We start from the raw sequence: 23558 nt of genomic DNA, 5'->3' as shown, positions 1-23558 counted from the left end.
TTTCTGGACCGTATTGCAGTAGCGTCGTAACAAGTAGATCATGCATCAGTTTAGAACACATCAAAACTCAACTAAGTGTAACGGGGGGATATGAGTGAGTGTAGGCATCGTAATTGAAAAAGTTCAAAATTATGCTATGTTAGAAGATCATGTTTTGGTTGAAATGGTTCATAGTGGAGATGAAAAATCATTGGAGTATTTAATCAACAAGTATCAAAATCTTGTCAGGGGAAAAGCAAGAAAATACTTTTTGATTGGTGCTGAAAAAGAAGATATCGTCCAAGAAGGAATGATTGGACTGTACAAAGCGATTCGCGACTTTAACGAAGACAAGTTAACATCTTTTAAAGGGTTTGCGGAGCTATGCATCACAAGACAAATCATTACGGCAATCAAAACGGCTACTCGTCAAAAGCACGGTCCGTTAAATTCTTACATTTCATTGGACAAGCCTCTGTATGATGAAGAATCGAACTATACGCTGATGGATATGATTCCTGGTGATCAAATTGCTAATCCGGAAGCGGTGCTGATTCATCAAGAAAAAGTGGAAGACCGCGAGTTAAAAATTGCGGAAACACTTAGTGAATTGGAAAGAAAAGCACTGACGCTGTATATGGACGGTCATTCGTACGCTGAAATTTCGAAAGAACTAAATACGCACGTTAAGTCAATTGACAATGCACTGCAGCGTATCAAAAGAAAGTTAGGTCGCGACGTAGAAAGCAGACAAGCTATTTCATAATAGGTAAAAAACAGCCGGACCTCAAAGGGGTTTCGGCTCTTTTTCACGTTCTTTTAAAATGTCTTGAATAATTTCAATATGAACAGAAGCCCACGATTGTTCATGAAAATGAAGGATGACGCTTGGAATGAGAATAAAAACATACAGCAGCACAAAAATAATCCAAAGCCAGCTGCCGTCGTGAAATAAAAATTGCTGCAGCCGCTGAGAAAATAAAAAAAAGAGCCAAGGCAAGGCAGAAACAAGGATGGGAATGACTCCTGAGCCGTTTTTTTCTTTGGTCATTCGGTAATAAACTTTTCGTAAAGTAGCGCTGTCGAGCGTAAGGTAAAGCTGCCGAATTTCTTCCATCTCCGCTAATTCACCAATTTCTTCTGTATTTTGGTTTTGATGAGCCGCTTTTTTTAATTTAAGGTAGACTTTATGAGCATCGCCGCGCAGTGAAAACATATACCAGCCTCCCGCATAGTGTTTCGTCTTCTTTAACAGAGTTTGCAGGTGCATGTAAATATATACAAAAAGTTTCGTGATGCGAAAGAATAAGAAAATAGAAGTGAAAGCGTGAATCATTAGTAGAAATAAAGAGAAAACAGCTGTTTTTGGCTCTTTTTGTCCGCCTTTACACATCAAGTAGTAGCACATATACTAATAAAAGAGCGATTAGTTACCTAGGTAAATAAAATAAAAGATGAGGTGAGAAAAGTGAATAACTTAGTGTTTCATGAGCTTCATCAAAAGTCGAGATTGTCTATTAAAGAAGTAAATGAAGTGTTAAAAGCGTACGGGCTATACAGCTCACAGTATTCGATTTTATTTTGTTTAAAGCGATTCGGCTCGATGACACAAACGGAGATTTGGCAGTATTTAAATGTCGAAGCGCCAACGGTTACACGCACGTTAACAAGGCTTGAAAAAAGCGGATGGATTATTCGAAAAGCAGGCAGTGATAAACGAGAGCGCATCGTTTATTTATCTCCTCAAGCAGAGGAAAAGCTTCCGAAGATTCAGCATGAAATTGAATGTTTAGAAGAAAATTTGCTGATTCGTTTATCCGAAAGCGAACAGGATCAGCTTATTTCATTATTAAAGAAAATTTGTAAATCTACAGAAAAGGGTGAAATGAATGACGAACCAGCAGGAGCCAATCTGGACTAAAAGCTTTATCAGCATTGCGATCACCAACTTTTTTATCTTTGTCGTGTTTTATGCATTGCTGACGCTGCTGCCGATTTATGTACTAGATGCCTTAGACGGTACGAGTACGCAGGCAGGGCTTGTTGTTACAATCTTTTTATTATCTGCAATTATTGTTAGACCGTTTTCAGGGAAAGTCATTGAACAATTTGGAAAGAAAAAAACGCTTGTAGTTAGTACCCTCATTTTTGCGCTTTCTTCCTTCTTATATATGCTTATCCACCATTTTAACGTGCTGTTATTACTGCGCTTCTTTCAAGGAATTTCATTCAGCTTAGCAACAACCGTCACGGGAGCGATTGCAGCGGATTTAGTTCCAGCTAAAAGACGAGGAGAAGGACTTGGCTACTTTGGAATGTCAATGAACTTAGCCGTTGTTGCAGGTCCGTTTTTAGCATTAACGCTTCATCAGTACATGGCATACAACATTATTTTCCTTGTATTTGGCGTGATTATGCTAGTTGGCTGGCTGTGCGGAATGCTTGTTAAAAATCTTCAAGAAAACGCTGCTCCGTCAGTAAAAAGATCGTTTTCACTGAGCGATTTATTTGAAAAGAAATCCATGCCGATTTCATCAGTAGGTATTCTCGTTTCTTTTTCGTATGCAAGTATTATTTCTTTTATTTCTGTGTACGCACAGTCGCTTGGATTGATTAAAACTGCAAGCTTTTTCTTCGTCGTGTTCGCAGCTGCGATGCTGATTTCACGACCGTTTACCGGAAGATTATTTGATAAAGCTGGCCCAAACATCGTAATTATTCCATCTTGTATTGTCTTTGCAATTGGTCTATTCAGCTTAAGCTTTACGCATTCTTCTTGGATGCTGCTGTTTTCAGGTGCGTTAGTAGGACTAGGCTACGGGACTTTGCTTCCTAGCTTCCAAACGCTGGCGATTCAAGCAGCACCTGCTCACCGAAGCGCGTACGCAACCGCCACGTTCTTTACGTTTTACGATAGTGGTATTGCAGTTGGTTCATTTGTATTAGGAATTGCAGCAGGCGCTTTAGGCTATTCAAAACTGTACTTTGCGCTAGGGGTTTTTGTTCTCTTGATTACGCTTTACTACAAGTGGATTGCAAATTTACGTCAAAAACAACAAGCAGCAAATATCCAGGTAGGCATGAAATAAAAAGGCTCGGCGGCATAAGCGCCGAGTTTTTTTATGGTTTTTTTGCAGGACTTTGGAAGGTAAGCGTATTTAAGCCAAAAGATACTAGCCAATTCCTATCCATATGCACCATACTTTACCAGGAGAACCATTTACATATAAAACTTCCTGGATGAAATAAAAAACAAAGGAGAACAAACATGAAAGTAATGAAACCTCTTATTGTCACAGCGTTAGGGCTTAGTCTTGCTACTTTTTATGAAGAAACTTTTCCTGCAGAAAAAGCTGTACAAGTACAGGCTGCCACAGATGAGAGCGTGATTGCTGACAAAGCAAAAACGTATGAAGGAGCGGATTATACGTCTGGAGGAGAAACGCTAAGCGACGGGTTTGACAGCTCCGGCTTCGTTCAATATGTTTTCAAGCAAGCGCTTGATACAACGCTTCCTCGTTCGGTGAAAGAACAGTCAGAGCTTGGAACAGACTTTGACAAAAAAGAGCTGCAAGCAGGCGATGTATTGTTTTTTGACACCAATGAAAACGGTGAAGTGAACGTAGCCGCCATTTATATCGGGGACGATGAGATGATTTATGCATCTTCTTCAGACGGAAAAGTTGTTGTAAAAAACGTTTCAAGCAGCGCATATTGGTCATCACATTTTGCAAAAGCAAAGCGTATTACAGGAGCACCGGAAATTGCGAAAGATAATGAAGTAATTGCAGAAGCGCTAAAACATCTCGGTACACCATACGTATTCGGAGGCGAGTCGCCAAAAGACGGTTTTGACTGTTCCGCATTTGTCGCGTATGTATTTCAGCACGCATCGGACGTCTATCTTCCGCGATCCACCGATCAGCAGTGGCAAGTTGGAGAAGAAGTTGCCCGCGCGGATTTAAAGCCAGGAGACGTTATCTTTTTTCAAGACACGTATCGTGAAGGTATTTCACATGTAGGCATTTACGCAGGAGGCAATCAGTTTATTCATGCTAAGCGCAGCGAAAATGTGACGGTTGATTACCTCACGAGCAGCTACTGGACGTCTAAGTATGCAGGAGCAAGGCGCTACAATGACTTATCGCTGTCAAAAGACAATTCATTTGTGACGGAATCTCTTAAATATGTTGGCGAAGTACCTTACGCACAAGGTGGAACGAGCCCTTCTACAGGATTTGATACGGCTGGTTTTGTTCAATACATTTACAAAGAAGCAGCTGGAAAAGATATTCCGCGCTATGCGAGTCAGCAGTGGGAAGAAGGAGAAACCATTTCAAAATCTGACTTACGGCCGGGAGATCTCGTCTTTTTTGAAGGAAGTTCGCTTATTCCATCTATCTATATTGGAAATGACTATGTCGTTCACGTATCTACATCCCAAGGTGTAAAAATTACAAATTATAAAGTGGACAGCTACTGGGCACCTAAATACTACGGAGCAAAGCGCATACCATAAAGGTGAAAAACCAAGACAGTCTGGGGCTGTCTTGGTTTTTTAATATGAAGTCAATTGTTTTTGTATTTCATCTTCTGACGCGTCATAATAGTAAAAAGGGGCGTCACTTGTATAGCTCATAGGCAAAGTGGGCTGAGGGTGTTCACAGGTCAAGTCTCTATAGTGCAGTTTGTTCGTTTTCTTCTTGCCATATAATCTTCTTCTTCGCATATTATTTTAGACTCCTCAGATAAAAGTATCTTCATTATAATACAAAAAAATAGCTGCTTAAGCGTATAATATGTAAAAAAGTTTGATCCCCCGTATCTTTTGAACTTCCTTTAATCGTTTACTAAATAGAGAGTGCAAAAGGAGTGAAAATCATGTCACATTCAAAAAAAATCGAAATAAAAAAAGAGAGCTTTGACGATGCATGCTGGAACGAGCATTACCCAAAATTGCAGCAGTACTGCCGCTTTTTAGCACAAAATGTGTGGGACGGAGACGATATTGCGCAAGAAACATTTTTAAAGGCTCAACGATATAAAGGTGAAGAGCACAATCTGTCTTCCGCGCTGTTAAATAAAATCGCGTATCACCACTGGATTGACCTGCTGAGAAAACGAAAGCGTGAAGTAATAGCCGAAGAAGAAGCTTTGGAACAACAAGCTGAAAAGCATACGTTTGATATTCGAGGACACTCTGTTGAACTGCTGCTTAGTCAATTTACGCCGAAGCAAGCGGTTATCTTTTTCTTAAAAGAAGGCTTTCGCTATCAGCTGAAAGAAATAGCTTCGATTTTACAAACGTCAGAAACAGCGATTAAAAGCAATTTACATCGTGCTAAGCAGCGGTTAGAAAAAGGCGGTGAGCCGTTTTCCACAGATTCTTTTTGGAATGAAAAAGAACGAAAAGAGCTGTCAGAGCTTTTTTATAAAACGTTAGAAGCGCAGGATCCAGCTCTTTTGATTCAGGCTATTCCTTCCTTAAAAAGTGTCATCCAAAAACCGACTTATACTCCGACGTGCACTCTCTGCATGGCTGCATAGCCATATTACGTGTTATAAGGAGGATATATATGAGCACGATTCCATATGTGATTGAACAAAGTAACCGCGGTGAACGTTCGTATGATATTTATTCGAGGCTGTTAAAAGATCGAATTATTTTAATTGGAGATGAAATCAATGATCATATTGCCAACAGCGTGGTCGCGCAGCTGTTATTTCTCGCGGCAGATGATCCTAAAAAAGATATTTCACTTTATATTAACAGCCCCGGCGGCTCGACTTCAGCAGGGTTTGCGATCTATGACACGATGCAGTATATCGAGCCGGACGTTCAAACGATTTGCACGGGCATGGCCGCTTCTTTTGGCGCACTGCTTCTCTTAGCAGGAACAAAAGGAAAGCGCTATGCACTGCCGAATAGTGAAATTATGATTCATCAGCCGCTAGGAGGGGTTAGGGGACAGGCGACTGAAATTGAAATTAGCGCCCGGCGGATTTTAAAGCTCAAGCAGCATATTAATAAAATCATATCAAAACGAACGGGACAGCCGGTTGAAAAAGTGGCAAATGATACAGAACGAGATTATTTTATGAGTGCTGAAGAGGCAAAGGAGTACGGAATTATTGACGGGATTCTTTTGCCGAAATAAAGTAATAACAAGCAAGCATAGACGACAGCGTCTATGCTTGCATTTTTACGGGAATAAGGGAAAAGTCCTTAGTATTATCTTTATTTTTCTTAAAAAGGTAGGTATTATATAAAATATAACAGATTTTAGAAAGAAGGTTTTACACATGCAAGAAGTGATTGGAGTAGAGCAGCGGTCTCTGTTTCAAAAAGTATTAGTAACATTTATTTTCTCGTTATTTATTTCAACAGTTGGCTTATATGTGGGTCAATATGTGCCGCCGGCTTATTTTATTCCATTAGCGATTGCTGAACTTGTGATGCTGGTTGCGGCATTTATGTTAAGAAAGAAAAAAAGCGTAGGATACGGTTTTACATATGCATTTTCATTTATATCAGGCATCACGCTGTTTCCGATTGTCAGCCACTACGCATCAGTAGCGGGGGCGCAAGTTGTTCTTTATGCCTTTGGAAGCACGTTCGTTATTTTTACGGTTATGGGCGTGGTTGGCGCAAAAACGAAAAAAGATTTAGGATTTTTAGGCAGCTTTTTATTAGTAGCGCTGTTAGCATTAGTGTGCATCAGCATTTTCTCGCTGTTTAGTCCCTTAACAACGCCTGGACTCATGGCATTCTCAGTGATTGGTACAATTGTTTTCTCACTTTACGTGCTGTATGATTTTAACCAAATGAAGCACGGTGAAATCACGGAAGAGCTTGTTCCGATGCTGGCACTATCTTTGTATTTAGATTTTATTAATCTATTCATCAACTTGCTTCGCTTTTTTGGTATTTTAGGAAGCGATGATTAAAAGAAAAAACCTGTTGTCTCAACAGGTTTTTTCTTTTATTTATTCTCCTCCATCTCCATCTTGGCTACCGCCATCGTCTGTTTTTTCGTAATTTGGACCGGCAGCGTAGGGCTCTTTAAAAAGCTTGCCAAGCCACGTAGAACTTGTAGCAACTGCGCCGTTTTTAGCATGAATAAATTCACTGATTGTATATATTTCAACGACTTGCTTTCGGTACTTCCGAAAAAAAAATGCGCTGGCAACAACGCCAATGCTGATCATTACATACGTATTCATGAAAGCCTCCTTATAAAAGGGTTAGTGTTATGTATGCCGGATAAGAAAGGGATATGCGAACCTAAAAGAAGTTCGTTTAGTGGTGTAAGCCTTTGGAAAAATGGTAGTATAGAGCATGTTTGGTACATAGAGAACGTAAACTTTTTTGGGAAGGGTGCATGTTAGTAGTGAATTTTAAAGAGTTTTTTACTATTTCTTCTTATGAAATAATTGAACATTGGAGTCGAAAAGAAAACGAAAAGAATATAGATGAATATGAAGTTATGATGTATAACGAAAACGTTAGTCAAACAGAAAATGTGATGATTAAATTTAAAAAGATTAACGATGAAATGATAGTTGAAAAGGTACAAACGCACTCTTATTTTGATCAACAGCGTCCTAAACAACCCTGCAATATTTGTGGCAGTGAAATGATGGTAAAAGAGAAGAGCACTGAAGAACTAGAAGTTTACGCACATGGCTGCTCATTTAACTACGGAGAAATAGAGGATTGTTTAAGGAAACTACTCGAAAATGAACTTTTACAGGATCAATTTACTCAAGAAGAATTTGAACGAAATTATGGAGTTAACTATCGTGACGACAGTAATCAGCAATATGGCTTTTACGATGCGCAGCAAAGAGATACTTTTTACACCATCTTTAACGATAGTGTCTATCACACATCCTACGCAGGACCACAAGAGCTGCGCTGTAAGTTTTGTGGAATGGATGAGGAGCTGCTTGTTGTAGACGGAGCCTTCTATCAAAAATGCTCTGTGTTAACTGAGCATAGAGATCGAATTATTCATATGATTATATCAAGGAAACAAAATGAACCTGGCTTAACAAACGATCATGAAGGGGAATCTGGTTCTCCTGATAAAAGTTCCTCTCTAGGAAAGCTCATATGAGGAGGAGCTGCACACTGTTTGTGAACACTAAATGAATAGGAAGAAAGCTATCTGCTTCATGATTCGTTCGGAGCTTGCAAAGAACATAAAAAAAGAAGCTTCCTTTTGAGCGAAAGGAAGCTTATCAAGTTTGTACCTATAGGGTTGAGTGCTACGTAATTAAATAGCTATCGGAATAACCGATGAATCATTAAAGTAAACAACTTCTGAAAGAATGGTGCATCCTTTCAGCTTTTTCAGCTGAGAGAGCGCTTCTTCTTTACTATCAAACTCGTACATTTTCATATCATCTTTTCTTACATAACACGTAATCACATACATTTAAGAAATACCTCCATCTATCATTTATAAATAAAAAGCTATAACAGCTTTTATCCCCTATTAAAATAACGTAAGTGCACCTGTGACAATAGCAAGGACAATAAGAACAAGAGATGTTAAAACTGCCCATTTAAATGCAAAGCGCTGATGTTCACCAAGATCAACACCTACCATACCTACAAGTAAGAAGGTAGACGCAACGAGTGGACTTAACAGATGAACAGGTTGTCCGAGTATTGAAGCACGTGCAATTTCCAACGGGTCAATCCCGTAAGAAGCGGCGGTTTCAGCGAAGATAGGTAAAACACCGAAGTAATAGGCGTCGTTGCTCATGACAAATGTAAACGGCATGCTTGTTAAAGCGACGATCGTTGGTAAAAACGAACCGAGTGAATCAGGAACTAAATGAATTAACAGGCTGGCCATTTCGTCAACCATTTTAGTGTCTGATAAAATTCCTGTAAAAATGCCGGCTGCAAAGACAAGAGCTGCAACGGTTAACGCGTTACCAGCATGAGCCATTAAACGTTCTTTTTGATCCTCTAATTTTGGATAGTTAATCATAAGAGCAAGCGCAAAACCAATCATAAATAAAACAGAAACAGACCAAATACCAGAAACCAATACGACCATTAGTGCAATTGTTAAAGCTAAGTTGATCCAGATTTTTTTAGGCTGTGTAATATCTTCTTGAGAAGTCAAGGACGCGTCTTCAGCAAAAGCAAGTGAGCTTTTTAATTCAAACTGCTCGATGTCAATGGCACCAAGCCGTCTGCGCTCTTTTTTTCCAAGAACATAGCCTGTAAAGATAACCCACAAAGCGCCGCCAATTAATGTTGGAAGAAGCGGAAGAAAGAAATCTGATGCATCGAGGTTAAGGGCAACAATCGCGCGAGTAGCCGGGCCTCCCCAAGGCGTCATGCTGCTCATAATACTAAGAGAAAGCATCGCAACCGTCGTTAACATTAACGGGCTCATATTCAAGCGTTTATAAAGTGGAAGAAGAGCAGAAACCGTAATCATATAAGTGGTTGTACCGTCTCCGTCTAGTGCAACTAAAAGCGATAGAAGAGCCGTTCCAATCACGATTTTGAGCGGATCGCCTTTTACGATTTTTAACAGCTGTTTAATTAATGGATCAAACAGGCCGGCATCGATCATAACGCCGAAATATAAGATGGCAAACAGCAGCATCGCAGCCGACGGAGCTACTTGTTTTAACCCTTCTAGCATCATGTCTCCGACATCTTTGCCAAATCCTCCAATCACGGCAAAAAGAAGCGGAATGACCATTAAAGCTACGATAGGAGACATCCTTTTTGACATAATCAGATACGTAAAGACAATAATCATTGTAAAACCTAGTAGTGCTAGCATTCAAACAACCTCCTTTATTTTCCCTCTTTTCTTTGAAAGCGTTTTCTTTTGGGGTGAAAAAACGTGATTAACATCTCTCATCCTCATGTATGAGCCGTAGTTTGATTATTAAGAATTTTTAAAGCCACTCTTTACCCCCGCTGATGTTTCTTGTTTTCATGTTAGTACATTTTGAAAAATAAAGGAAATATAGGTTTTTTTAGAAAGTTCATAAAAAAAATTTATAATAGTAGTCTAGAAAAAGCTTGGTCCAAAAGAGAGATTCTCTAAAGACGCAAACTTTTTAGCTTTTGCTTTATTTTTCACTTAGCTTCAAAAAGTCAATAAATGCCTTCACGACGGATAGATTCAAGTAAGAGGGATCATACATGAGCCACGTGTTTCGAAGCAAAGGTGATTCATCTCGGTACGAAAGTCCGTATGTATATAAGTTGTCGCTGGAGTGAAGGCAAATTTCAGGTAAAATCGCAAAGCCTAAATCATTTTTGACCATTTCTTTGGCTGTTTCTTGCCGGTCAACTTCCATCGTAACAAACGGAGGTTCTGAAAATTTGTCATGCCACCAGTCTTGAATTAAATCTTTTAACGACGTATCGGTTTTATAGTTAATATAAGGCAAGTTCGGCAAGTCATCGATAGCGATCTCTTTTTTAGAAATTAAGCAGAGCCGTTCTTTCGTCAGCAGCGATTTTTCTCCGTTCCACGGATAATTGCCTCGTAAGATACCGACGTGAACACGCGAAGAGTCTAATAGATTCATAACTTGCGTACTCCAGCCCGTATTGACGCTGAACTGTACGTTTGGATAGTGAAGGGAAAACTGTTTTAAAATCTTTGGGAGCTTATGCTGTGCAAAGTTACTCGATACCCCTAAGCGAAGCGTTCCCGTAACGGTTTCGCTCATATTGCGCATGTTGTCTTTTGTTTCTTGCAGCTGCTTCCACATATTTTCCGCATAACGAACAAGGTGCTCACCTTCAGATGTAAACTCAATTCCTTTTTTCGTTTTAAAAAAGAGCGTCACGCCAAATTCTTCTTCGAGGTTTTTAAGGCGGTAGCTTAAAGAAGGCTGCGATACATAGAGCCTTTCAGCTGTTCGTGTAATATTTTTTTCTTCGTGAAGCGTTTTAATTAATATCCAATCTTTTTGATCCATCCCAATTCCTCCTTGTATTTAGATTATAAAAAAATTTTTAAAAAGACAATAAATTTTATGTATTTTACTTATGACAACCTCTATTATACGATAAATGGCAAATGAACCGGTTCTAAATAGTAAAAAAATATAATGGTTTGATGAACGCTACGGCGTTTGTTAGTAGGGGAGAAAGGTGAATAATATGACGCGTATTCCTGTAACGGTTATGAGAGGTGGAACTAGTAAAGGAGTCTTTATCAATCATGAAGAAATGCCTGTGAACAAATCGGATTGGGAACCGTTTTTATTAGATATAATGGGAAGTCCGGATCACCGTCAAATTGACGGGCTGGGCGGAGCCAATTCGCTGACAAGTAAAATTGCAATTATTAAAAAATCAGATTTAGAAGAAGCTGACGTAGACTATACGTTTGCGCAGGTCAGCATCTGCGAATCTCTCGTTGATTTTAAAGGAAACTGCGGTAATATCTCCTCAGCGGTGGGGCCTTACGCAATTGAACAAGGACTTGTAACAGCTGTGGAACCGGTGACCAAAGTGCGGATTTATAATACGAATACAAAAAAAGTAATCGTAGCGGAAGTGGAAGTGGAAAACGGAACGGTTAAAACAGAAGGTACGTGTATGATTCCTGGAGTGCCGGGTACAGGTTCGCCTATTTATCTTTCATTTGAAAACGGAGAAGGAGCCGTCACCGGAAAACTGCTGCCAACGGGAAGTGCCGTTGACCTGCTGCAAACATCCATCGGGACGGTAAAAGCATCAATCGTTGATGTAGGAAATCCGCTTGTATTTGTTGAAGCAGCGGATATTGGCCTAACGGGAACAGAACTTCCGCATGAGTATACGGAAAAACAGCTGATGCTATTTGAAGAAATTCGTTCAATTGCAGCGGAAAAAGCGGGGCTGGCACCTCGAGACAAAGCAACTAAACTATCACCAGCCGTTCCTAAAATGACAATTATTGCTCCTCCTATGGACCACCGCGACGGGACTGGAAGAGAAAAAGCGACTTCTCAAATGGACGTATTAATTCGCATGATGTCTATGCAAAAGCCGCATCAAACGCTTGCGATTACAGGAGCGATTTGTACAACGGCGGCTATTTATACAAGTGGCACGCTGCTGTCAGAAATGGTTCAAGTAAAAGGCGATACCGTTCGGCTTGCTCATCCAATGGGAATTATGGAAACCAGTGTGAATCTAAAAAATGGACAGGTTAATGGAATCAAAGTAGTGCGTACAGCCCGCCTTATTTTTGAAGGATTTGTTTATACAAAGCATACGTACGATGTGTGTTTATCAAGTTAATAATGTTCTTTAAAAAACCTCTTTCTAGGAAACTAGGAAGAGGTTTTTTGTGTTAGACTATTTTTACTGAATATTTAAAAAGTAGGTGAAGGTATGAAAAAGAGAACGTATATCGATCTAAGCCACGTAATTGAAGATGGAGTTATGACGCATAAAGGCTTGCCAGCCCAATTATTTGCGATTATTTAAGCCGAGAAGAGTCTAAGAAGCTTTATGAACCAGGCACTGAATTTCAAATCGGTAAAATTGAAATGATCACAAATACCGGTACGTATATTGACGTGGCGTTTCACAGATATAAAGACGGAGCGGATTTAGCTCAAACGGCTATTGATAAAACAGCCGGGCTAGAAGGGATCGTTGTGTCGATCGATCCGACTTTAACGGCTATTGATGAATCTCATTTTCAACATATAGACGTAAAAGGAAAAGCGGTATTAATTCATACCGGATGGGATTGCTACTGGAATACAGACGATTATTTAGAAAATCATCCGTACTTAACAGAAAGTGCCGCAGCTTATTTAGTATCTCAACAGCCCGCTCTTGTTGGAGTTGATTCGATGAATATTGACGATACAAAAGGAAAAGCAAGGCCAGCTCATACGCTGCTGTTAGGATCGGACATTGTGATTGCTGAACACTTATGTCACTTATGTCACTTAGATCAACTAACGGAGCCATTTTTATTTTACGCGGTGCCTCCTAAAATAAAAGGAGCCGGAACGTTTCCAGTAAGAGCATTTGCGGAGGTAGAAAGAAAATGATGCAGTTACGTAGATACAGAGAAGTGCAGGAGTTTAAAAAGGAAGTAGAGCCGCTTTTAATAAAAAATGAAGTTCTTCATAACTTAGCGCTGGGCATTTTACACAGCTTAAATGAAAGCAGCAAACCGAATTTTATGGGCGTTATTTTAAAAGATAGCAGCCGTGCTGCGTTTGTTTTGCTGCAAACGCACCCCTCAGCAAATCATTTTGTCTCAAATCCAACAGCTAACGGATTGTGAACTGAACGAAGTGGCGAAGCTATTACAAGAAATCGAAATACCCGGTTTGGTTGGAGAAAGACAAACGGTTTTATATCTTTCTCAACAACTAGCAGCTCTAAAAAATCAAGAAGTTTCTTTAAAAATCGATCAGCGCATTTATCGGCTAGACAAAGTGAAAAAAACAGCAGACACTGACGGAGTTCTAGTAAAAGCAAGGTTGGAGCACCTTTCGCTAGTAATGGAGTGGATTTGGAGGTTTATGGATATTATTGGAGAGCCTGTATCAAAAGAGCAAGCTGCCAAAACAGGAGAAACTTTTATTGAAGCAGGACAGTTATTTCTATGGGAAGTGAGCGGAAAGTACCTATCCATAGCCAATGCCGCGCGTCCAACAGCGCATAACATCACGATTAACTTTGTGTATACGCCTCGGGAAGAACGTAAAAAAGGCTATGCATCAAGCTGTGTGTCTATGCTTTCTCAGCTCATGCTAGACAGCGTTTTTCAAACAACAAGCTTATACACAGACATTACAAACCCTACGTCTAATAAGATTTACATGGATATTGGCTATGAACACGTAGCTGATTCAGCACTAGTTTTATTTCATGAAAAAAAGTAGCAGACTGTCTGCTACTTTTTCTATTACTTAAGGTTTTGCAACTAAGTTTACGTGATTTAACGTTTTTGCATCATCAAAAATAAATTCAAGATCATAGGCGCCGGCATGATACGTGTACTTCGTTTGAGTAGTACCATCACCTTTTACTTTACTTGTAAAGTTCGGCTGACCTAATTCTTTCTTTAAGTTAGCTTGCGTAATGGATCCTAAATTTGTTTGGCGCTCTACATTTGTACCAAAATAGCGGATTTCGTTAATTACGTTATTTTGGTCATATCCAAATGCATATCCAGGGTGGCCCATTTCCGCATGATAGTAGTCAAAGTTGTTTGATGAACCTTCAGGCGGAGGACCGAACTGATCTCGAACATCTTGACGCAGGCTTTTACCAATTTTTAAGTCTGCTGTTAAGCGTGGCACTTCTCCTTGCACCGCCGCATTATAAATTTCATTAATGTTTTTTACAGCTGTTTGACTGCTTGTTTCTTGGGATGTAGCTGCATGTGCTGGTGTATCAAACTGAGCAACAGGAGCAAATCCAAACGCAGCAATTCCTGTAATGGTTGCAGTAGCTGCTAATTTTGATAATCGTTGTTTCATTTTCATAATCTTTTCCTCCTATATATATCGATTTAGCAACTCCGACCTACCTAAAGAGCAGGTAGGTAGCAGACGCTTAGGTAAACCCTTGGGGGAATAGTCAAGGAGTCTTAGTTGAGTTGGTAACTGATATATATATACTTTAACACGCCTTTTAGAATGTAAACGTCAGGCGAAGTAAAAAGTAAAAAACGATTCATTTATCATAGGTGAAAAGATTGGTTTATATTCCTTTATTATGTAAAAAACGTAATATAGGGAGGATTCTAATTTTTTATAAAAAAGTAAATGAAAAATGTAAGTATGATACAATAACTCAAGTATTTGTTAAAAATATAAAATATATTGTAGCTGTGTATCTAGGACTTGGTGTAAAAACAAGTTTGGGGCAAGCTGTTGTATTAAATAGAAGAAAAAGAATGTAAAGGAGAGAAAGAAGTGTCAAAACGATTTGTACTAACTATCGCCGCTGGAGCATCCATAATAGTCTCCGGCGCGCTGCTGCTATTAAATTGGGAGAAGGTGTTTGGAGACTACCGTCCTATTCAAACAGCGAAAGCCGTAGATAAATTAGAAGTGGGAAGTCAAGATTTAGCAAAGACTACGGATCGAGATGATGCCCTTCACTATATGGTGAAAAAAGGTCATTTAGATGGATATATTAAGCTGATGAATGAAAAAGGCTATGTGCTAAAAGAAAAAGATATTGATCATAATCGACTTGTTTTTAACAATGTACAAGAGAATCAGCAAAGCTACTATAAGCGCTTTGCTAGGAAGTATACCATGATTGAAGGAAAAGAATAAAAGCCTTGACTTGTGTTTTGATAGAAAAAAACCTTATAATCCTATCTGCTTTTAAAGTTTTTTATGTGAAAAAGAAAAATAATATTGACAATTATGACAAAAAGCTTAATACTGACTTTATTGCATAAAACAAATACAATTCGTTTCCTTATCAAGAGAGGTGGAGGGACTGGCCCTGTGAAACCCGGCAACCGCTGTTTATGACAGAATGGTGCCAAATCCTTAAGAGCGTATTGCTCTTAGAGATAAGGAAGAAGCTGAAACGAAGCTCTTCCTTATCTGTTTAAGGAAGGGCTTTTTATGTAGAAAAAACAACGAGGTGATACATTTGAACAAAGCAGACCGTATTAAACGAATGAAAACACCGGAAATCGATCCAAAGTATGAAGGACGAGTGCCTCCGGGGCAAGTAGTGACGGAGCGCTTTCCCATTTTACATGAAGGCGACGTGCCGGAGTATAACTTAGAGGAGTGGACGCTTCGAGTATTCGGATTAGTAAACAAGGAAGTGACCCTTTCATATCAAGATATATTGGACATGCCGCAAACGACGGTAAAATGTGATATTCACTGCGTGACGAGATGGACAAGGTTTGATAATGAATTTACGGGCGTGTTGTTTACAGATTTTTTAAAAGCAATTGGCGTGGAGTTAAAAAGTAAATACATCATGCTGCACGGAGACAATGATTATACGTCAAACATTGAGGTGAAAGATTTACTCAGAGACGATATTCTTCTAGCTCATTCCTTTAACGGAGAGCCGCTTACGGCTAAGCATGGGTATCCGTTAAGATTGATTGTTCCGCATTTGTACTTTTGGAAAAGTGTTAAATGGCTTCGAGGCTTTGAAGCTATTGATGAAAACCATCCTGGCTTTTGGGAGCAAAACGGCTTTCATCTTAGAGGAGATCCGTTTAAAGAAGAGCGTTTTTCTGGAGAAGATTTAGGCATTCCAGAAGATGAGTGGGTACATAAAGACTATGATTAATGAAAATGCCTATGCGTGTGCATAGGCATTTTGTTAACGCTGGCGGTTTAATTCCCACACAACGTGACGAAGTTCGGGCAAAATCAGTTTGGTCATGGCTAGACGAACAGCACCGCTTGATCCCGGTGTAGAAAAAACGGCTTTTTCGTTAATCGTTCCGGCAATTGCTCGGCTCATAATTGCTGCGCTGCCAATGTCTTCAGTGTAGCTCAGCATGCGAAACAGTTCGCCAAATCCAACGATTTCTTTATGAATCAGCGCTTGAACGGCTTCAATCGTGACGTCTCGTTTTGTGATGCCCGTCCCGCCGTTTGTGAGGACAACGTCAATGCTGTCATCACTGCATCCGGCAAGTATGGCTTGTTGAATCGACGTTTGGTCGTCTTTTACAATTTCGTATGAAGCTACTTGCATGTCATGTTCTTTTAGAAGTTCAATCATCAGCGTGCCGCTTTTATCAGTTTCTGTTGTGCGTGTATCTGATACCGTAATGACTTTACAGCGAACGGGCTGAGTTGCTTTGGATTTATGTTCGTGTACGCTCATTTCGTCCCTCCTTTAAGCTTCCGTGCGCTTATAGTCACCGTTTTTGCCGCCTGATTTTTCAAGTAAATACGTTTCGCCGATAATCATCCCTTTATCAATGGCTTTGCACATATCATAGACAGTTAATGCACAGGCAGAAGCGGCGGTTAAAGCTTCCATTTCAACGCCCGTTGAGCCTTCTGTTTTAACAGTTGCTTCTATTAATAAACGGTATTGATCATTGCTTGTGTCCCAGTCAAATGAAAGGTTAACGCCTTTTAATAAAAGAGGGTGACACATCGGAATAATGTCAGACGTGCGCTTTGCAGCCATGATTCCCGCTACTTGTGCGACAGCAAGGACGTCGCCTTTTCCGATTTTATGTTCTACAATGGCTTCGTGAATTTCTTTGTTAACAAGTATGCTTGAACGAGCTGTTGCAACGCGGCGAGTGATAGATTTTTCGCTAATATCGACCATATTGGCACGGCCTTGATCATTAAAATGTGTAAAAGAAGACATCGGTATTTTCATCCTTTTTCAGTAAATTTTGTTGTATGATAGAAATAGTGAGATATGCTATGATTTTACACCATAGCGCAAAAAGTGAACAGACATAAAGGAAGTGAAGAATCTATGTTAGAAAGCAGAACACCTATTTCAATTCCTGAAGCAATTGAAAAAGTTATGACATATAAAAGAAAAGGCAGCATCGAACGCGTATCGATCACCGAAAGCTACGGGCGCTATTTAGGAGAAGATATTATTGCTGATCAAAACGTGCCTCATTTTAATAAATCGCTTTATGACGGCTTTGCGGTTCGAGCACAAGACTGCATAGAAGTATCAAGTGAACATCCTGTGGAGTTCGAAGTGGTAGGTGAAATTGGTGCCGGTTCTGTCTATGAAGAAGAAGTAAAGCCGTTTCAAGCGGTGCGCATTATGACAGGAGCTCAAGTGCCTGCTTCGTGTGATGCGGTTGTGATGCTTGAAGTAACAACGTCGTATAAAAAAGAAGGCAAGACGTATATGGCGTTAAGCCGGCCGGCTTCAAAGTGGGCACACATTGCGTTAAAAGGAGAAGAAACGAAAAAAGGAGACGTGCTGGTTTCAAAAGGAACGCGCATCAATCCGGGCGTCACAGCTTTTTTAGCTACGTTTGGCTATGCGGATGTAGCTGTGGTCAAACAACCGGTTGTTGGGGTGTTAACAACGGGAAGCGAACTGCTTGATGTAAATGAACCGTTAGAACCAGGGAAGATCCGCAATAGTAACTCTTATATGGCACTCGCGCAAATCGTAAGAAGCGGCGGGGTTCCAAAATATTTAGGCAAACTTGAAGATGACTTTGACCGCTGCTATGAAGCGGTAGAAAAAGCGCTTGAAGAAGTGGATATTTTACTGACAACCGGCGGCGTATCCGTTGGGGACTATGATTATTTACCTGCTATTTATGAAAAGCTTGGCGCGAATGTGCTGTTTAACAAAATTGCGATGCGACCGGGAAGCGTCACAACAGTCGCAGAACGAAATGGACAGCTGCTGTTTGGGTTATCAGGAAACCCATCTGCTTGCTATGTTGGGTTTGAACTGTTTGTTCGTCCGATTGTTCGCAGCTTTTTACATTCACCTCTGCCTCATTTACATAAAACAAAAGCGGTATTAAACGGCCGTTTCAAAGAGCCTAATGCATTTACGCGAATGGTGCGAGGAGAGATTTCAGACGAAGGAGGAAAGCTTGCCGTGACGCCGGTTGGCATGGACAAGTCAGGCGCTATTTCGTCTCTAGCTGCTGCGAATGCCTTGATTGTTCTTCCAGGAGGAGAGCATGGGTATGATGAAGGAATAGAAGTAAACGTGCTGCATCTTGAAAAAGAAGGCACGAGCTCGCTTTGGGTATAAAATAGCTATTTTTTATGCAAGAGTTCTAGTCTGAATAGTAATCAAAATGCTGGTAGGTCAACAATGTATACAGTTGTGTATAAATGAGAAAATGAGTAGGCGAACGAGTCCTTGTGTATTAAGGGCTCGCTTTTATGATGTGTTCCGGAAAGAGTGATTATGTTAACTATAAATCATATACAGTCCAAAAATAGAAAAAACTACCTTAGAGTTAGGGAGAAGGTAGTTTTTTCTATGACGTAATTAGGTTTCATGAGTGATGCTTCATTGCATCTTGGGTAGTTTGCTTAATAGATAAGAAATATATTCATACTAATTTTAAAGGCTTCTTTATTTTGGGTATTAGTGAGTAGTTTTAAAAGATATATCTACTTAACGAATAGTAACTAATAACCTTGGGAACTTTATCTATTAACGAAAGGAAAGGAGGGGAAAGTATGCAGAAAAAATGGTCTGTTTTATTATGTACGTTGGCTTTAGCTATGATGACTTTCATCTTACCTGTTAATGCTGAAAATAATAACGTAGATAGAACAAATTATAATGATGACGTAAATACTCGAAATGTCACTACAGCAACTGATGTGGATGATGACAATGATTCACCTTGGGAATTGCTTGGATTATTAGGACTAGCTGGTCTTTTTGGTCTTAAAAGAAGAGATGATCGTGAAGAGAAAGTTCGTTAATATCTATTTTGTATGAGTAGAGATTATCGACTCAACATTCAAAGGCAAGGGAATGCAAATTATAAAAAAAAACTCCTGATACTTGTTCAGGAGTTTTTTCTCTAAGAAGGTTTTAAATTGTGGTATAGAAATTTAAGGAATTCTTTAATAGTTGGTTCTAGTCCTTTTATTTTATTCTTTTATATTAAATATAGTAGTAACAATTCACCGATTAATAACGCTATTGTTGCATTGTATTCTGTTTCAAATGGAACTGAACAAATTATAGACATCACAAAAACAAATGCAGCCGGCTTGTATTAATTTGGAGATATAATCTCTGGAACCTATAGGGTGAAAGCAACAGTACAAGTAGAGGGGTGAAATAAGTGGCAATTAGAGATATCTATTTATTAAAAGAGACCCCTATTTTTGAACTTTCGCCAGGGGAGGAAGTAAATGTTAACCTAACATTGGAGAAAGGTACTCTAGATGAGAAGCTTATCATCTTAATACTTGTTCTCATTCTTAATATTAAATGTGAATATCAGTGTATTAAAAAGTATTATAGACTTAAAATATTTCGACCAGAAAATTTATGTTTTCCTAGAGAAACAAAAAAGTTTTGAGAAACAAAAAAAAGATGAGAAAAAAGTTATCTTATCTATAAAGAAACATGTCTTGTGTGAAAAATCTGTTACTCAGTATTGTAGTTGATAAGATGCTAGTAACAGTTTTTTTTATGTGAAGTAATTATGAATAGTTTTACAAATATCTATAACATTAACAGAATTATATAAATCCTATTTTGTCGAAGTATAATGGATACTTGCTACCTATAACACGCTTTATGTTAACTTCGTTTGTATAAATTATATTTAATAAATGGTAAAATTTATAAATTTTATGTGATTATCTTTTTAAATAATGATAACTTTTTCATTGTAGTAAATATTGATGCCTGACTTGTTAGAACAGGATTATCAAGTTGATTCGAAGCCAATCTTTGAACGATATTATGGTGAAGATGATGAGATTGATTATTGTGATATTTGTGTACCTATAACATTAAAAGAATAATAATAGCTTTTTATCTGAAGATCCTGAAAATCCAACTTCCTTAGATTTTCAGGATCTTTTTTCTACCGCTAGCATGTTTTATGGTAACTAGTTTTGCATAGGCTATAAAAATTAAAAACAGAAAAGATTCACCTTATGATTGATGAATCTTTGGTGTACGAGTATAGTGTTTAAAAGTGTAATCTACTTGTTCTTATATTTATAGCTTAGTATGTTTTACAGAATGAACTGATAAGTGAACTTAATTCTGTAATCATTTCTTGTTGGGGTTTTAATCTTATTTGAGAACGGGTATAGTATTCTTTGGTAATCATATAATTAGCTTGGTGGTCCAACTAGTGTACCGGACGAGCCGCCAGAGCAACTTTCTCAAACGTTATCTCGTTTGCAATATAGATACACTATTCTAAAAAACAGCCTTACACCCCAAAACAAAAGGGAAAACCTATAGTTTTGACAGACAAGAATTCAAAGCGTAGAATTGTTCTAACGGATAGACAATTTACTATTTTAAGCGTCTTAAAATTTAGGTTGATTTTATATAAGGGAGCGTACACACTTGAAAAATCAGTTTGCTCAATTAATACAGAATAATGAAAGCGTTCATATTTACTATAATATTGACGATATGAGAAGTTACTTAGACAATCTTGTGTCTTATATTGTTTCGGGGATTGAACACGAGAGACATACTTTAGTTATAGAAAGTGAAAGACTAATTCCGTTAATTTTTAAAAAATTAGAGGGAATTCTAACTAAAGACCAATTAACATATATACATACCATTAATAATTTTGATTATTACTGTTCAAGTGGAAGTTTTCAGCCTGCTATAATTTTCGAACATCTTTCTAAAAATTTAGAGCCGTTCTATAAAAACAATATATCTTTTCAAATATGGGCTCATGTAGAATGGGGACAGCAAGAAGGCATTATACCTATTTTAGAAGAGTTTGAAAATGAAGCAGACAAATTAGTAAATAAAGGCGGATTATATTTAGTATGCGCTTATGATGAAGAGAGAGTACCAGAAACTCTTAAACTTACTTTAATGAAATGTCATCCATACTTAATTTTAGAAAATAAAATTATTCCATCCAATTTATATGTAATGACAGATGCAGTGTAATTAATATGGTGCTTGGGCCTTATTTTTAAAAAGCAAATGCCAAGCACAAAGGTAAATAGAGAACAAATAAAGAGCCTTATTATTTAAGGCTCTTTATTTGTTGTTTCTTAGAACGGTGATTATGTTAAATAATACATTTATATATCGTATACAGCTTAAAAACAGAAAAACTCCCCCAATACGTTAAGGAAGTTGTCTCTAATACTGAATAGTAATTAATTCATCCTATATCTCGCCATTATATTGTACGGTTATGCCTTGTTTTTATAAGCCATCAGATCTGACTTTTGAAACACCTAAGGCAAGATTATTCCAAAGAATGTTTTCAACCACTTCGGCGTCCACAGCATGACAATCAACAATGAGTATGACTTCCGAATGTTTGCCACGTAGAAGCCGTTGCTTTTTCTTAATGACTGTAAACATAAACAGTTTAATTCCTAATCCTAGGATAAATCCAACAAAAGCACTAATGATACCCCAATAAATAGGGCCCCAGCTTAGTTTAAAACCAATACTTGCACCAATGACTGAAAAGGCTGTGGCTAGAGCCATTCCTAAATCAATAAGAGAAACTCCATCTGCTCGATGAACGCTATCAAAAATCCGGCGATTTTCTGTTCGATTATTAAGAGGAACGATAAATATGCCTTCTTTCTTTATCCCTTTTTTTTCTAGCTCTGAAACAGCTAGTTCTATGTAACTGGAGTATTCAAATGTAGAAAAAACTTGCATATTTTCAATCCACCTTTTTTCCTTTCACAATACAAAAGCTTGGATATTGATACGTTTTCTCGAAGAAGTTTTTCTGCTCTCTTTCAGCAAGTTTATTATTCTCAACGGTATTCATATAGGAATCAAAGGTAGCAAAACCATATAGGGAAGGGAAAAATAACAACCATTCTTTATTTAAAACCGAAGTAGCCTGTTTTATTTCTCCTAAAAATAGCAGAGAAATACCCTCAAGTAGATGAGAATAATAAAAGAAAACGACTGCCCAAATGATAACAAAGAAAGCACCAATGATCCGATGAATATAGAGTTGTCCTAGACCTGGCATCAACAAGGACCAGACAACGGACAAGATGGGATTCCGTTTATCTAAGTAGTTTATTTCCATGGATCCTATACTAAAGGAGTTGAACTGATGATTTTCTCTTTCAGCTAACACGTATATTTTATTTAAATCAACTGTTGTTCGGTAACTATCCCATATAGCAAAAATATAAACGGGAATATAAATAAGAAGCCATCTTGTATTAAGCACGTCTTTGGCCATATCAATGTTTCCTTGAAAAGAATAAATCATAGCTGAATTTACATGAGATTTAATATTTATGACGACCTCCCATATAAATAACACAAAGCCGCGAAGGTATTTAGACAGTAGTAGGTGCCCAAACCCTGGAAAAGCTGCTGACCACCAAGCGATAATATAGGGGTTTCTTAAATGGATTTGAGTCGTTCCAAATATACTGACATAAGCAATATAGCGTCTTGCAGTATTGTCATTTTTATAATTATTCATTTACGATCTCCTATGGATTCGAAAAAAATATACTTTTTATACCTATCATCCATATTTAATATGGTCTTGTTTATTTATTTTATGCAATCCATTGATATACACCTAATCTTTATCAAAATGAAGAGTTCTTTGACAAGAAAAAGCTCTTTATTTTTCCATAAAAAGCTTCTTTACATGTTATTTCTGAAAATTAGTATTATGTTAATAAAGGGGTGGTTAGATGCTTCACAGCGTCTTGACTCGCTTGTTCAAGATATAGGAATATATTCAACTTAGTTTTTATTACGTAGGGAGGAAAAGAAACCAAAGGTTAATTAAAATTTCATGAATTAAGAACTCTTTTCTACTTTTTCGTCTACTACTCTTATAGCTCCGATCATTAACCTATTTAATACTGATTTAACTATGAGGATAAGTAAAGTATGATACCATTTCCAAGGTCTTCGCTATCTA

At 38.3% G+C, this 23558-nt stretch carries 28 protein-coding genes and 1 riboswitch; of the genes, 18 read left to right on the top strand and 10 right to left on the bottom strand.

All coding sequences use genetic code 11. From position 1 onward, the window contains the following. The first annotated feature begins 94 nt into the window (after positions 1 to 94). Entirely contained in the window at positions 95 to 745 is a 651-nt protein-coding gene (gene sigH, locus M3225_RS01120; protein WP_013058500.1) for an RNA polymerase sporulation sigma factor SigH, read from the top strand. A 21-nt stretch (positions 746 to 766) separates the two neighbouring features. Here sigH and M3225_RS01115 read toward each other — a convergent pair whose 3' ends face one another. After that, on the bottom strand, positions 767 to 1195 hold the full coding sequence (locus M3225_RS01115; RefSeq protein ID WP_251390483.1) for a hypothetical protein: 429 nt from the start codon (positions 1193 to 1195) through the stop codon (positions 767 to 769). 252 nt (positions 1196 to 1447) lie between these two features. On the opposite strand from M3225_RS01115, the gene M3225_RS01110 reads away from it, so the two are divergent. The 6 genes from M3225_RS01110 to M3225_RS01085 all read left to right on the top strand — a co-directional run bounded on the left by M3225_RS01110 (position 1448) and on the right by M3225_RS01085 (position 6927). Beyond that, positions 1448 to 1900 carry a MarR family winged helix-turn-helix transcriptional regulator gene (locus M3225_RS01110; RefSeq protein ID WP_251390481.1) on the top strand — a complete coding sequence of 151 codons (453 nt, stop codon included), beginning with the start codon at positions 1448 to 1450 and terminating at the stop codon, positions 1898 to 1900. Beyond that, complete coding sequence (locus M3225_RS01105; protein ID WP_251390479.1) at positions 1869 to 3068, top strand: MFS transporter; 1200 nt, start codon at positions 1869 to 1871, stop codon at positions 3066 to 3068. The genes M3225_RS01110 and M3225_RS01105 overlap by 32 nt, the downstream gene beginning before the upstream one ends. A gap of 179 nt (positions 3069 to 3247) precedes the next feature. After that, positions 3248 to 4498, top strand: a complete 1251-nt coding sequence (locus tag M3225_RS01100) for a C40 family peptidase (protein ID WP_251390477.1) — start codon at positions 3248 to 3250, stop codon at positions 4496 to 4498. A gap of 362 nt (positions 4499 to 4860) precedes the next feature. Then, the gene (locus tag M3225_RS01095) at positions 4861 to 5526 is read left to right on the top strand and encodes a sigma-70 family RNA polymerase sigma factor (protein WP_251390475.1); all 666 of its coding nucleotides are present in this window, start codon (positions 4861 to 4863) and stop codon (positions 5524 to 5526) included. Positions 5527 to 5555: 29 nt separating this feature from the next. Next, the gene (gene clpP / locus M3225_RS01090; protein WP_251390473.1) at positions 5556 to 6137 is read left to right on the top strand and encodes an ATP-dependent Clp endopeptidase proteolytic subunit ClpP; all 582 of its coding nucleotides are present in this window, start codon (positions 5556 to 5558) and stop codon (positions 6135 to 6137) included. A 145-nt stretch (positions 6138 to 6282) separates the two neighbouring features. Beyond that, positions 6283 to 6927 carry a Bax inhibitor-1/YccA family protein gene (locus M3225_RS01085; protein ID WP_251390470.1) on the top strand — a complete coding sequence of 215 codons (645 nt, stop codon included), beginning with the start codon at positions 6283 to 6285 and terminating at the stop codon, positions 6925 to 6927. A gap of 39 nt (positions 6928 to 6966) precedes the next feature. Here the strand turns inward: M3225_RS01085 and M3225_RS01080 are convergent, their stop codons facing one another. After that, positions 6967 to 7203, bottom strand: a complete 237-nt coding sequence (locus tag M3225_RS01080) for a hypothetical protein (protein WP_251390469.1) — start codon at positions 7201 to 7203, stop codon at positions 6967 to 6969. 158 nt (positions 7204 to 7361) lie between these two features. Here M3225_RS01080 and M3225_RS01075 point away from each other — a divergent pair, with 158 nt between their 5' ends. After that, entirely contained in the window at positions 7362 to 8099 is a 738-nt protein-coding gene (locus M3225_RS01075; RefSeq protein ID WP_251390467.1) for a hypothetical protein, read from the top strand. A gap of 159 nt (positions 8100 to 8258) precedes the next feature. Here M3225_RS01075 and M3225_RS01070 read toward each other — a convergent pair whose 3' ends face one another. From M3225_RS01070 to M3225_RS01060, 3 genes are all read right to left on the bottom strand, one after another. Further along, entirely contained in the window at positions 8259 to 8420 is a 162-nt protein-coding gene (locus M3225_RS01070; RefSeq protein ID WP_251390465.1) for a hypothetical protein, read from the bottom strand. Positions 8421 to 8480: 60 nt separating this feature from the next. After that, positions 8481 to 9797: a CitMHS family transporter gene (locus M3225_RS01065; protein WP_251390463.1), complete on the bottom strand. Its 1317-nt coding sequence runs from the start codon at positions 9795 to 9797 to the stop codon at positions 8481 to 8483. 295 nt (positions 9798 to 10092) lie between these two features. Further along, complete coding sequence (locus M3225_RS01060; RefSeq protein ID WP_251390461.1) at positions 10093 to 10953, bottom strand: LysR family transcriptional regulator; 861 nt, start codon at positions 10951 to 10953, stop codon at positions 10093 to 10095. Positions 10954 to 11137: 184 nt separating this feature from the next. Between M3225_RS01060 and M3225_RS01055 the strand changes: the two genes are divergently transcribed. The 4 genes from M3225_RS01055 to M3225_RS01040 all read left to right on the top strand — a co-directional run bounded on the left by M3225_RS01055 (position 11138) and on the right by M3225_RS01040 (position 13875). Next, the gene (locus M3225_RS01055; RefSeq protein ID WP_251391832.1) at positions 11138 to 12265 is read left to right on the top strand and encodes a 2-methylaconitate cis-trans isomerase PrpF family protein; all 1128 of its coding nucleotides are present in this window, start codon (positions 11138 to 11140) and stop codon (positions 12263 to 12265) included. 251 nt (positions 12266 to 12516) lie between these two features. After that, entirely contained in the window at positions 12517 to 13032 is a 516-nt protein-coding gene (locus M3225_RS01050) for a cyclase family protein (RefSeq protein ID WP_251390460.1), read from the top strand. Further along, positions 13029 to 13271, top strand: coding sequence for a hypothetical protein (locus M3225_RS01045; protein ID WP_251390458.1), 243 nt, complete (start codon positions 13029 to 13031; stop codon positions 13269 to 13271). The genes M3225_RS01050 and M3225_RS01045 overlap by 4 nt, the downstream gene beginning before the upstream one ends. Further along, the gene (locus M3225_RS01040) at positions 13240 to 13875 is read left to right on the top strand and encodes a GNAT family N-acetyltransferase (RefSeq protein ID WP_251390456.1); all 636 of its coding nucleotides are present in this window, start codon (positions 13240 to 13242) and stop codon (positions 13873 to 13875) included. Before M3225_RS01045 ends, M3225_RS01040 begins: the two co-directional genes overlap by 32 nt. Before the next feature lie 27 nt (positions 13876 to 13902). Here M3225_RS01040 and M3225_RS01035 read toward each other — a convergent pair whose 3' ends face one another. Continuing rightward, complete coding sequence (locus M3225_RS01035; protein ID WP_251390454.1) at positions 13903 to 14481, bottom strand: YjgB family protein; 579 nt, start codon at positions 14479 to 14481, stop codon at positions 13903 to 13905. A 432-nt stretch (positions 14482 to 14913) separates the two neighbouring features. On the opposite strand from M3225_RS01035, the gene M3225_RS01030 reads away from it, so the two are divergent. Both M3225_RS01030 and M3225_RS01025 read left to right on the top strand, forming a co-directional pair. After that, positions 14914 to 15282 (top strand): hypothetical protein, encoded by a 369-nt coding sequence (locus tag M3225_RS01030; RefSeq protein ID WP_251390452.1) that lies wholly within the window; start codon positions 14914 to 14916, stop codon positions 15280 to 15282. 145 nt (positions 15283 to 15427) lie between these two features. Next, a riboswitch (SAM riboswitch) is annotated at positions 15428 to 15534 on the top strand. A 76-nt stretch (positions 15535 to 15610) separates the two neighbouring features. Next, entirely contained in the window at positions 15611 to 16273 is a 663-nt protein-coding gene (locus tag M3225_RS01025) for a sulfite oxidase-like oxidoreductase (protein WP_251390450.1), read from the top strand. Positions 16274 to 16306: 33 nt separating this feature from the next. Here M3225_RS01025 and M3225_RS01020 read toward each other — a convergent pair whose 3' ends face one another. Both M3225_RS01020 and moaC read right to left on the bottom strand, forming a co-directional pair. Beyond that, positions 16307 to 16819, bottom strand: a complete 513-nt coding sequence (locus M3225_RS01020; RefSeq protein WP_251390448.1) for a MogA/MoaB family molybdenum cofactor biosynthesis protein — start codon at positions 16817 to 16819, stop codon at positions 16307 to 16309. Between the two features lie 12 nt (positions 16820 to 16831). Beyond that, positions 16832 to 17320: a cyclic pyranopterin monophosphate synthase MoaC gene (gene moaC / locus M3225_RS01015; RefSeq protein WP_013058475.1), complete on the bottom strand. Its 489-nt coding sequence runs from the start codon at positions 17318 to 17320 to the stop codon at positions 16832 to 16834. A 114-nt stretch (positions 17321 to 17434) separates the two neighbouring features. Between moaC and M3225_RS01010 the strand changes: the two genes are divergently transcribed. From M3225_RS01010 to M3225_RS00995, 4 genes are all read left to right on the top strand, one after another. Beyond that, entirely contained in the window at positions 17435 to 18700 is a 1266-nt protein-coding gene (locus M3225_RS01010; RefSeq protein WP_251390446.1) for a molybdopterin molybdotransferase MoeA, read from the top strand. A gap of 437 nt (positions 18701 to 19137) precedes the next feature. Then, positions 19138 to 19389, top strand: coding sequence for a WGxxGxxG family protein (locus M3225_RS01005; RefSeq protein WP_074892997.1), 252 nt, complete (start codon positions 19138 to 19140; stop codon positions 19387 to 19389). A 368-nt stretch (positions 19390 to 19757) separates the two neighbouring features. After that, positions 19758 to 19997: a hypothetical protein gene (locus tag M3225_RS01000; RefSeq protein WP_251390445.1), complete on the top strand. Its 240-nt coding sequence runs from the start codon at positions 19758 to 19760 to the stop codon at positions 19995 to 19997. Positions 19998 to 21007: 1010 nt separating this feature from the next. Next, a complete protein-coding gene (locus M3225_RS00995; protein WP_251390442.1) occupies positions 21008 to 21577 on the top strand; it encodes an MEDS domain-containing protein in 570 nt (189 codons plus the stop codon). 264 nt (positions 21578 to 21841) lie between these two features. Here the strand turns inward: M3225_RS00995 and M3225_RS00990 are convergent, their stop codons facing one another. Then, a complete protein-coding gene (locus M3225_RS00990; protein WP_251390440.1) occupies positions 21842 to 22312 on the bottom strand; it encodes a hypothetical protein in 471 nt (156 codons plus the stop codon). Positions 22313 to 22316: 4 nt separating this feature from the next. Then, entirely contained in the window at positions 22317 to 23105 is a 789-nt protein-coding gene (locus M3225_RS00985; RefSeq protein ID WP_251390438.1) for a hypothetical protein, read from the bottom strand. Positions 23106 to 23558 lie beyond the last annotated feature (453 nt).

Origin of the sequence: Priestia aryabhattai (genome assembly GCF_023715685.1) — a bacterium.
GTDB classification, from domain to species: domain Bacteria; phylum Bacillota; class Bacilli; order Bacillales; family Bacillaceae_H; genus Priestia; species Priestia aryabhattai_B.
This window is presented reverse-complemented; position numbering and strand designations above follow the sequence as displayed.